The sequence below is a fragment of the Proteiniphilum sp. UBA5463 genome (assembly GCF_002427225.1).
GTDB lineage: Bacteria > Bacteroidota > Bacteroidia > Bacteroidales > Dysgonomonadaceae > Proteiniphilum > Proteiniphilum propionicum.
Window position 1 is genome coordinate 116961 of record NZ_DIQL01000062.1, and the last position, 11513, is coordinate 128473.

Annotated in this window: 7 protein-coding genes; 5 read left to right on the forward strand and 2 right to left on the reverse strand. The window is 40.9% G+C overall.

Annotated features, from left to right (window positions below):
* Positions 1-251 precede the first annotated feature (251 nt).
* Positions 252-1676 (reverse strand): sialate O-acetylesterase, encoded by a 1425-nt coding sequence (locus tag B3B27_RS11670; protein WP_286833859.1) that lies wholly within the window; start codon positions 1674-1676, stop codon positions 252-254.
* 172 nt (positions 1677-1848) lie between these two features.
* Positions 1849-2475, reverse strand: coding sequence for an RNA polymerase sigma factor (locus tag B3B27_RS11675; protein ID WP_286833858.1), 627 nt, complete (start codon positions 2473-2475; stop codon positions 1849-1851).
* Positions 2476-2748: 273 nt separating this feature from the next.
* Here B3B27_RS11675 and B3B27_RS11680 point away from each other — a divergent pair, with 273 nt between their 5' ends.
* Genes B3B27_RS11680 through B3B27_RS11700 form a run of 5 tightly spaced genes read left to right on the forward strand, consistent with a single transcriptional unit; the run spans position 2749 to position 11389 of the window.
* On the forward strand, positions 2749-3792 hold the full coding sequence (locus tag B3B27_RS11680) for a FecR family protein (RefSeq protein ID WP_286847499.1): 1044 nt from the start codon (positions 2749-2751) through the stop codon (positions 3790-3792).
* A 1-nt stretch (position 3793) separates the two neighbouring features.
* Positions 3794-7213 (forward strand): SusC/RagA family TonB-linked outer membrane protein, encoded by a 3420-nt coding sequence (locus B3B27_RS11685; RefSeq protein ID WP_286847501.1) that lies wholly within the window; start codon positions 3794-3796, stop codon positions 7211-7213.
* 29 nt (positions 7214-7242) lie between these two features.
* Positions 7243-8976 carry a RagB/SusD family nutrient uptake outer membrane protein gene (locus tag B3B27_RS11690; protein WP_286833925.1) on the forward strand — a complete coding sequence of 578 codons (1734 nt, stop codon included), beginning with the start codon at positions 7243-7245 and terminating at the stop codon, positions 8974-8976.
* A gap of 3 nt (positions 8977-8979) precedes the next feature.
* Positions 8980-9813 (forward strand): endonuclease/exonuclease/phosphatase family protein, encoded by an 834-nt coding sequence (locus B3B27_RS11695; RefSeq protein ID WP_286833855.1) that lies wholly within the window; start codon positions 8980-8982, stop codon positions 9811-9813.
* 37 nt (positions 9814-9850) lie between these two features.
* On the forward strand, positions 9851-11389 hold the full coding sequence (locus tag B3B27_RS11700; RefSeq protein WP_286847503.1) for a hypothetical protein: 1539 nt from the start codon (positions 9851-9853) through the stop codon (positions 11387-11389).
* The last annotated feature ends 124 nt before the right edge of the window (positions 11390-11513 follow it).

An 11513-nucleotide genomic window follows, 5' to 3' on the forward strand; every position in this document is an offset into this window, starting at 1 on the left:
CGGGTAATCCATAATATTTACCCTGGCTTTTGGGACCAATGATCCGTAATGTAAATAGATATAAAATATTTATCTGTTTCTGAGTGTTTCAATAACCTCCCTTCTGTTTGGGCTGCAAAGTTATAAAATATAAATATAAACATCAACGTTATGGGGTGTAAATTTTTTAAGCCACCACCTCTTTTTTTAGCCGGTTTTCAGTTATTTATCTTTTGAAGCAACCTGAGGACAGTATTATTTCGAATCACTGTTTACCAGTCATCGGTACGGAAAGAAGAAATTGGAAGGTTTCCTTCCACTGTGAATATTTCCGTTGCTTCGGTGTCGTTAAAACAGTAACGAACAGCTACCGGTTTTTCCACGTTGGGTGAGAAAACATAAATCCGGTTACCGGCAACAGCCGCCTTGGCCGGATGGAACCATTTGTTATCTCCGGCAACCTGAAACTGTAGGATCTCTTTCCCGTGCGTGGTGAGTCCCGGGCTGGAAGGAATGTCCATCGTGAGAATGGCTACTCGTCCGTCCACGGTTAAGGACTGAATTTCCGGACTGCGGTAATGCATCTTGTCCATACCGTATGTTTTCGCCAGTGCCCAAAGCGCCAAGCGCTCACCGGCATATTTCTTTTTAGGCGGATGAATGCAACCGGGACTGTCCGAATCCATCAGGACGGCCATTCCCGTGTTGGGTGTGGTCTTCATCCCTTTGGCCTGTGCTTCGCGAATAAAGGCAGAGTTAAACCCGCCTCCGTAGTTGAAAGGAGCAATTTGACAGTAATAAAACGGAAATTCGCCCACTTCCCAGATCGTACGCCATTCGCGCACCATCCTGTCAAACAGCTCCACGTATCTGTCCGGTTCACCCCGGTTGGCTTCGCCCTGATACCAGATAGCGCCGCGTATACCATACCCTACGATAGGATGCAGCATACCGTTATATAATACGGTGGGTGTCCCGTTCTGTGATTTTATGTCGGCGTCGGTCGCGGGTATCTGAACGTCGGGGATCACGCTTTTGATGGAAGAAGGCGTCATCCATGCTTCGATGCGCGAACCTCCCCAGCTGGTGTGGATCAGTCCGACAGGAACGTCCAGCGTCTGATTCAGCAAGCGGCCGAAGTAATAGCCTGTCGCCGTGAAATCCGGTGTTGTCTCCGGCCCCGCAACCTCCCAGTAGCCTTCACCGTCGGTCTGAGGGGCTGACTTGGAAGCCTTTTTCATGGTGAAGCAACGGATGCCGTGATTCCTGGAAGTGGCAATAGCTTCCGGCCCTCCCTCGACAGGTTGATTTATAAATCCCTTCATCGGCATCTCCATGTTGGATTGCCCCGAACAGACCCATACTTCTCCGATCAGGATATTATTCAATGTGACCGCTTTGCCGTCGCTTATGGTGATGGTATAGGGTGTATAGCCTGCTGCCGGTGTCTTTACCTTCAGTTTCCAATACCCTTGTCCGTCACTTTTCGCCGAATAGCTTTTCTTGTTCCAGGAGGTGGTTACCCGTACGGAGGTGTTTGCTTTTGCCCAGCCCCAGATTGCAGCCTCCGATTGTTGCTGCAATACCATATTATCACCAAAAATGGCCGGCATTCTGATTTCCGCGTTCAATGAGAACAGGACGGAGGACAGGAATAAAATGATTCCAAGACATGCTAGTTTTGTAATTTTTTTCATTTGTTTGTAATTGTTTTAAGTTTTGTATGTTCAGTGATCACGGTTGAATCCTCGACTATTTAATCTGGCATGTGCCTCACAAAACATCTATAAGTCTTAAGTTTAGCTTGGTTTTACTTCACTAATACCAGCCATTTGTTTAATTTTAATTTTTTTCAAATGAGGGTGATATTTAATAAAGGAGAGAGCGTAGCAAGAAAAACTTTTTGCCGATAATGGTCAAATTAAAATCCTCTACCAGTTCGGGGTATTTTTTCTTTATATGTGATCTCACGATTGACAATGATTTCGAATACTTATTATAAACTGTTTTATGGCTAATAGTCAAAGTCTTGGCTATTTCCTCCACTGACCAGTTGTTGATCCGTAACCAGAAAGTTTTCTGCACCAATGGGGGCTGACTGTTAAGGGCTTCACAAATTATACTCACCAGTTCTTCTTCTTCCATCCTAGATGTTATGCTGTTGTAGCTTGACGCAATGATCTCTTTCAGTTCAAGTTTATCGATGGAAATGATATTCTTTAATGTTTTACGGTATATATCCAGCATTCTGAATCGAAGATGTTGTAACATATATGATTGAACCGAGCCCTGGTCATTGCATTTCAGGAAAGAGGGATTCTCCCATACCTTTATCCAAAAATCCTGAATGAGGTCGTCTGTCATTACCTGGTCATTCAATTCATGATAAACAAAACTGTATATCAGTTTGATATATCGCTTGTAGAACAAATCGAAAGCCCTACGATCTTTTTCCGAAATAAGCAGTAGTAACGAATAATCTGTTCTTTTTTCCATCCTGGATATTTTACATTGTAATTTATTCTCTTACAAAGAAACATAATTTCATTTAAAAAATAGACATAAACAGGAATTAAGTTTATGTTAAAATGATTACAAAAATGTTACACATGCTTTATAAAATTTCTAATCCGTTCCTTTAAATATCATGATAGTAGTTGTAATATAATATGGCCGGCAATAAATTAGTAAAAATTAACCATAAAGTCAGGGATAAACATTCGATTTAATCCGTAATATATATAGAAGATTATTTTGAAATAAGTAAAAATGAATAAGAATACACAGCAAACCGATAAAATTGTTAACGAAGAGAGAGATTTATTATTAAAGAACCTCTTTCGGCACATTCATTACGATGAAATGACTCCAAAGGAGAAAAAAGTAATAGAATTGCTAAAGAAGAGTTATAAACCTACAAAGGAAACGCACACATTAACAGATAAGGATCTGAAAAGAGCAATCAAAAGAAATCAGCGGCAAATTTCAAAAAAAATAAAAATATCTCAGACATCCTGCAAAAACAATAAAACCGGCTGGCATATTCCTGCGCTTATAGGAAGCAGTGTTGCTGTAATAACCCTCCTAATAATTTTCTTTATGACTTTTTTTTTCAAGAATGATTCATCAATAGGAGGAACAGGTGCATTGGCAGATTCACATTTGATCGAAAAGCAATTCATCACTGACAATAAAATAAAAAAGATCACATTGCCCGATGGTTCGTCAGTGTTTCTTAACAAAGGAACAACTATAAGTTTACGGAAAGGAAAGTTTAATGCCTTTACCCGAGAACTATGGCTTGAGGAGGGTGAAGCATACTTTTATGTTGCAAAAGACGCAGACCGTCCATTTATCGTTCATACCCCTAATGGGATAGCTACAAAAGTATTAGGCACTTCTTTTAATATAAGGGCATATGCAGAGATGGAGGAGCAGGTAATTTCGGTTAATACCGGTCGCGTACAGGTATATGATGAAAGTGACAATAAGATTATCCTCGACCCTGATTATAAAGTATCTATTAAAAATGGGAAAAACGAATTCGTTGCTGATAAAACAGATGCCCACAATATCTCCGCGTGGCGATCAGGAGCCATCTTATTGGAAGATGCAACCATCAAGGAGGTTTCCTTTAGACTGAAACAAATATTCAATATTGATCTGATCTATGGTGATACAGTTGACCCGGATGAAAAGATTTTCACCATGTTTACTGCCGACATGCCTCAGGAAGAGGTGGTTGTGACAATATGCAGACTTTATGGTGTTCATTATAAGAGAATTAATAATAGAGTTGTATTGATTAAATAAGATGAAAATTATGTTGCAAAAGATGGATAAAATGTACAGAATCGCCCTTTTGGTGATGGTACTGGGGTGTTTAGATTTCGGAAATTTGTCCGCAAGTGTTCAACATGATGGGAGTTTCCCTGCCGAGTCGATGGTCGAAAGAATGGAGCGGCTAAATGAGATGGGGAAATTAACAGGACAAACCGTATCTTATAATGCTACAGAGATTCGCGATGAAGTTGTGCCTTCAATAGAAACCGAAACTAATAATATGGAAGAGTGGCTTTACAAATCATTGAAGGGCTCGAAATTTACATATGAGAAAAGGAATAGTACTCATTATCTAATTGTTCGGAACAAACAAGAGATTAAAAATGAACCGGAACAAGGGCGGCAAGTGTCTGTCCTTCAAGGTCGTGTGACGGGTATTAGGAATGAACCGCTTATCGGGGTGAATATTGTTGAGAATGGCACTCTAAACGGGACGGTTACCGATAAAAACGGTTATTATTCTTTATCAGTCCCTTCTGATGCCGTTATTGTATTTTCTTATATCGGGTATACTGCTCAGGAAATTCCGAGAAATAAACGGAATACAATTAATGTAATCCTCGGAGAAGATTCTGAATTACTCGATGAAGTTGTTGTTGTTGGGTATGGAACACAGAAAAAAATCAACCTTACAGGATCAGTAGCTTCAGTACAAGGGGATGTGTTGGAAAATCGTCCCGTAGGAACGGTGGGAGTTGGATTGCAAGGGATGTTGCCAGGAGTTACTATCACCTCTTCTTCAGGCCAGCCTGGAAGTCCCGGTCTCAATGTTTTAGTTAGGGGAGTAAACACGATTCATAGCCAGACCACTCCGCTGATATTGATTGATGGTGTTTCGGGAGGAGACATTAATTTGGTTAATCCCGATGATATTGAAAGTGTAGTAGTATTGAAAGACGCAGCCGCTTCAGCTATTTACGGAGCACGTGCCGCTAATGGTGTCATCTTGGTTACCACTAAAAAAGGGAAGAAAGAAGGAAAGCCAATGATCAATTATACAGGTTATGTGGGTATTCAAACTCCAACTTCTTTGCCGGAATTGGTTAATGGACGTGAGTACATGACATTGTCTAATGAGGCGAGGAATGCCAGAGGGGTGGCAATTCCATATACCGATGAGGCGTTTATGAAATATGACTCTAAAAACTTTCCGAACGATTATTCAAACACTAATTGGGTTAATGCAGTTTATAAAAAACATGCAACCCAACAAAGTCATAATGTAAATATCAATGGCCGAGGTGCACACACTTCTTACTATATGTCCTATGGATTTCTTAACCAAACAGGCCTGATTGTTGGCGATCCGTATTCTTCCAGCCGGCATAACATACGTCTTCGATTAATCACGGATTTAACCGATCGTTTGCGTATCGATGGCAACGTCAGTTTTGTTGACTTCTACCGTAAAGATGCTGGAGGAGCTGGCACGGCTGGAGTATTTCGTCTTGTACAGCGCATTTCACCTTTGCTTCCGATTAAATGGCAACTTCCTTCCGACGACGGCAATTGGCAGGATTCACCTTATTGGTCGTACGGATCAGTTTCTAATCCGGTTAGGGTTGCATATGAGTCCGGATATTCTAAAAATTATTCCAGAACTTTTAACGGTAATTTTAATGCTACACTTCACCTGGTTGAAGGAATGGATGTGAATGCACAGTATGCCTACAATTATTATACACGTGACATAAAAGACTGGAGTCCTACAATGCCTCGTTTCCTGGCAGACGGGACTCCTCACTCGGGAAACAATCAGGCTGTAAATACAATTTTTGAATCACGTAGCAGTACGGTGACTCAAACCTTTAATACTACTCTCAACTATGAGAAACAGTTTTCCAGACATGAGCTCAAGTTTCTTGCCGGTTTTTCGCAGGAATCGGCGCAAATTCCCTATTTGAGCGCCTCGCGGCAAAAGGTGTTACTTGAGGGAATTGAAGTAATAGACGCTGGTACAGAAAATATCACTAATAGTGGAACAGAGGAACACTGGGCGCTGCGTTCTTGTTTTGGACGGTTAAATTATGATTTTGCCTCCAGATACCTGTTCGAGGCCAATATACGTTACGACGGCACTTCCAGGTTTTCGAGAAACAACCGTTGGGGAACTTTTCCTTCCTTCTCTGCCGGATGGCGATTCTCGGAGGAGGAATTTATGGATTTTTCCAAGAAATATTTAGATTCGGGAAAATTTCGTGTTTCATGGGGAGAATTGGGAAACCAGAATATAAGCAGTGATTACTATCCCTACCTCACAGAAATAGAGCGAGTGGAAAAGACATACCCTATTGGTAATAAAGAGAATGTAGGCTTCAAACAATATTCTTTGGCCAATGAAAATATTAAATGGGAAACTATTCGAATGTTCAATATCGGAGTAGATTTGGTAGTTCTAAATAACCGTCTCGATTTAACGTTCGATTGGTTTAAGAAGACCAATAGAAATGCCCTTTTGAAACCAGTTTATCCGTCGGTCATTGGTATAACAAGCACTTCAAACCTCCCTTTTGAAAATGTTGGATCAATTGAAAATGAAGGCTGGGAACTCAGCTTGAACTGGCGGGATAAAATAGGAAGAGTTAATTATGGCTTTACTTCCAACCTTTCTGATGCCAAAAACAAAATAACCGATCTGGGGAACAGCACTCCCTCTTTAGGAAACAATATCCGGAGAGTAGGTGACCCGATTAATGCATACTACGGATACCTGACAGATGGATTGGCGCAAATAACTGATTTTGAATCGTATAACGAAACTTCTCAGAAGTACGTAAATCCAAAGTTTCCTGTTATCAGCAGTTATGCAGCTATTATTCAACCCGGTGATATAATTTATCGTGATATTAGTGGAGAAAATGGGGAACCGGATGGCAGAATCGATGAGTATGACAAGGTGGTTTTTGGAAACCCTTATCCCCGTTATACATACTCATTAAGAGGTTTTGCCGAATGGGGAAATTTCAATTTTTCATTCTACCTGCAAGGTGTCGCAAAAGTCAATGGTTATCTGAGTGAAGAGGCGAGACATGCATTCATCAACGATTACTCAATCCCCAAAAAAGCACATTTAGACCGGTGGACGCCTAATAATCTGGATGCTTCATATCCCCGCATGTACTACCAGGCTGATCACAATATCGTTTTTTCGAATTATTGGCTGGAAGATGCTTCTTATCTGAGATTAAAAAATATTCAACTTGGTTATAATTTACCTAAGCATCTTATTAGTAGGATAAAGGTAGATAGGTTAAAGGTGTACCTGACGATTGATAATTTATTTACCCTGACCAATTATTTTGGTGGATTTGATCCGGAAGTCAGGGAAACATCAGGAGACGCTTACCCGCAATTGAAAACATATGCAATAGGTGTTCAACTTGGTTTTTAATATTATTAATGTATAAAATTATGAATAAAATGACAAACTTGAAATATATTCTTGTTACAATGTTTTTCTTTGGATGGAGTTGTAACGATGGTTTTTTGGATAAATTTCCGCTCGATACTGTTACTCATGGCACGTACTGGAAATCAGAAGATCAGCTGCGGGCTGCTCTATATCCTTGTTACGAAGGATTTCAGTTTGAATTGGTTACTTACCCCAGTGTCTTTGGGGATGACGTGGTATGGGGTGCTTTGTCCAGCGGACTGAGCAAAGTCCCCGGAGGACGGCATACTGCACTGGATGGGTTCCCTTTTAGTTCTTTCTGGAACTACACCTATTCACATATTTTTACATGCAATAATTTTCTGGATCATTACGATCTTGCTGAAATACCACAGGCTAAAAAGGACATCTATGCGGCCGAAGTGAAAGTGATCAGGGCGTTACAGTATTTCTGGCTTACTTCTTATTGGGGAGATGTACCTCTCGTCACAAAGGTCATCACTTCTGAAGAGGCTTACGGACCGAGAACACCCCGCAGTGAAGTGCTTGAATTTATTCTTGATGATCTGGATTGGGCGACAAGTAAGCTGAGTGGGGATATTCCCTCTGGAGACAATTTAGGGCGCATCAACAAATGGGGTGCTCTGGCATTGAAGGCACGTATTGCTTTACAAAATGAATTTTGGGAAATGGCTGCTTCTGCCGCGAAAGAGATTATTGACAACAGTCCATATGAACTATATTCTAATTATGCTGATTTATACCAGCTTGCTGGTAATTCCGAAACCAATCCGGCAAATAAGGAAGCCATTATCTATAGCCTTTATGTGAAGGATATTCGCATGAACAACCTGACCAACTATACTTGTACCCCTGTTGACTATATCCGCTTTAATCCATCTAAGCGGTTAGTGGATGCATTTTTGTGCACTGACGGCAAACCAGCAAAAACAGGCTTGGAGTATTACGGGCGATCAGATGTTGTGGTTTCCGGTTTATATACTTATCCCGAGCAACATTATGCCGATTATTTCCAAAACCGCGACCCGCGAATGGCCATGACCCTATATGTGCCCGGAGATGAATGGCCGGGAGGTGACGACGGAGACACGGATGATAATATTCCAAATCCTATATTCCGGTTGCCGCGTTTTGCCGCTTTGCAGAATAACAACCGGAATGGAGCCAATGGGTTGACCGGTTTTTATTTTAAAAAGTACAACACTCCTGAGCTGGCAGGTGCCACCAACAGAGATGATAACAATATCAATGTGATCCGCTATGCTGAAATATTGCTGATCTATGCCGAAGCATTGTTTAATATGCAGGGGAAATCACTCACGCAGACACAGATTGACCAAACGATCAATCAATTGCGAAATAGGGTGGGAATGCATCCCATGAAACTAGACGAACTGGATGCCTGGGGAATGGATCTTGAAACGGAACTTCACCGTGAACGACGGGTGGAGATGTCAATGGATGGAATGCGTTATTTCGACATTCTGAGGTGGAGAGAAGGAGAGAGATTCCTGGGAAAGGCTATGGTAGGGCCCAGTTTGCAGGTGTGTTTGAATGATTTGGGTAAAAATCCTTTCATTAACAATGGTGTGGATGAATTTGGTGATATAATTTATGAAAAATCTGTGGCTGAAGGTGGAATAGATCACTTTGACCCGAGTAAACACTATTTATGGCCAGTACCTTATGCCGAAAGAATTAAAAATCCCAAGTTGGGGCAAAATCCGGGATGGGAGGAATAAGAAATGAGAAAAATAAATGTATCTGTCTTTTTGATGTTCGGATTGCTTTTCGTAGCAATAGCTTGTGAGAAAAAGTATAAAGACATTGAGGATCCCGGCTGGAATAAGCCAAAACCGGATAACAAGGTTGTAGTGATGAGCTACAACGTAAAATATTGTTCTGCTATTAATAGTACGGTTCCGGATGTTAACGCTGTTGCGGCAGTTATTAATAAGATAAAACCCGACATCGTTCTTTTTCAGGAACTTGATAAAAACACTACCCGTAGCGGAAAAGTCGATCAGTTGGCTTTATTGTCGTCCAAAACAAATATGCCTTATACGTTTTACAGTAAAGCTATTGATTATCAAGGTGGTGAGTCCGGACTTGGTATTCTTTCCAAGCACCAGCTGTCTGATCCGAAGCGATATGATCTGCCTCGTGTAGACCTGGGTCCGGATGTGTATGTCAGCTATCGTATTCTGCAGACAGCAGTCATTAACGTGAATGAGAAAAAGATTATGATTGCCAATACACATATGGAGCTGACGCAGGAAAACCGGGATTTGCAAGTGCCCGAGATTAACAGGATCCTTTCTAATTCAACGAATCCTGTTATTATTGGAGGAGACTTCAATGCTGTTCCAGGTAATAAAACTATGCAGTCGTTTTTCGACTTTGGCTTTAAAAAAACATGTACTACAAATTGTCTGACAATCCCGTCAATAAATCCGAATAGGGAGATTGACTTTATACTATACCGTCCGGAACAAAAATATTCAGTAGTGTCGCACCAGGTTATTGAAAGCCAGGCATCAGACCATTTGCCCATTGTTGCGGTATTGGAACTCAAATAACGAGATGTTTGATATAAACGAATTAAAAATGCATACAATGAATAGACTTTTGTTATTTTTTTCTATCCTTACAATTGCTTTATGGACAGCATGTCAGGATAAGATGTCGAACCCCCTCATAACATTTGAAAATGGAGTGGACAGCATTGCTGATGTTTTTCCCGGAGATATTATTCATGTGAAAGGGACAATTACTGCCGAAGGGCCTCTTGCCGGAGCGTTTTATTTTATTCAAAAGAAAGATGCCGGAGTTTTGGAGGAGAATGGAGATCGTCTGATTCTTGGACAGGAAGGATTCTCTGGATCTTTTTCCCTGGAAGTGACGGCAGAAGCTACAACATCAGGTGTGAAAATAATTGCTGAAGATAAAAATGGAAATCGTACCGTAAAAATATTTAAGATAATAAAAGGTGTTGACGAAATCAATATTGTTTTGGAAGAACCTTCTTTTCTTGATGATATCAATACCGGAGAAGTTTTTCACGTGAAAGGCAAGGTGACATCCAAAACGAAAATAACGAGTTTGAACTATCGGATAATAAAAGGCGACATAAATGATAGCCCGGTTGATTTGGATATTACAGAAGCGTTGGAGTCGCCTTTCGATATCTCTCTGGCTGCCCGTAACGGTTGGACTGGTGTGCTAATAACAGCCTCCAATAAGAGTGGCCTGGTTGTCGAAAAGAAATTCGAAATTAAACACGTGACTCATGTAGGCCCTTCAGTTTTATTCGACTCGGATAAAATTTTTGTGAAGCCTGATTCGATGTTTACCGTATCTGGAAGGATTGCCTCGAATCACCCTGTTTCTTCGCTCTCATATGTAGTTGTCAGAGGCACGGTATCCGATCCTGTAAAGTTAGCTGTTTTAACCGGTGACAGGTTTGGGTTTGAAGTGAATGCGGATGAAACGGCAACTGCCGTTATGGTAATAGCAACCGATGAAAGAGGAAATGAAGGTGAAGGTACAATTCCTGTGTCGATTCTTTTTCCCAGCAGAGTAGAAGGGAATACAATGATTCATTACAAAAACATAATTCTGGCGGACAACCTGTCAAAAGGTTATTTTAGTTTCTCTTTAGCCCCTTATGTGCTCGACAAAGAAAAAGCTACTTCTAATCAGGAGCATGTAAATCTTCTGTATTCTAATTTATTCATCGGAGAGGGTAATACCAATAACGGTCCGGCTGTTTTTGGCCCGAATGTATACAATGCCTCCACAATCAAAGCACCTTATATGGTAGAGGGATGGACCACACTGAACTTAACGCGCACACCTGTTGCAAATGATTTCTTCAGTGTCTCGGGTCTCACCTTTGATGAAATACCGGATAATAAGGATGCCTGGGATCAGATCAATCAATATATCAAAAGCAAAATAGGGTCTTCCAGTGTAGTGCGTCAGAAGAATGTGTCAGTGGGATATATGTTCGCTATCGGCTATGGTGGAACCACTGCAGGAGAGATAAATAAATATGCGATAGTTATCGTTCGGGGGATGGGTGGTAAAAATGCTACTTCCGTTGAGGAATCCACAGGAGCCTGGATTGAGCTTGAAATTAAAATGAGTAAATAACTGAAATTCCTGTATTTTCTATCTTGCACCTTCTAATGTGCCGTCGTTAATTTCAGAATAGCGAAAATCTGGACATGAGATGTAGGCATTTCTGAAAGGGGCGCCAATGCCAAAGGTTAAAATA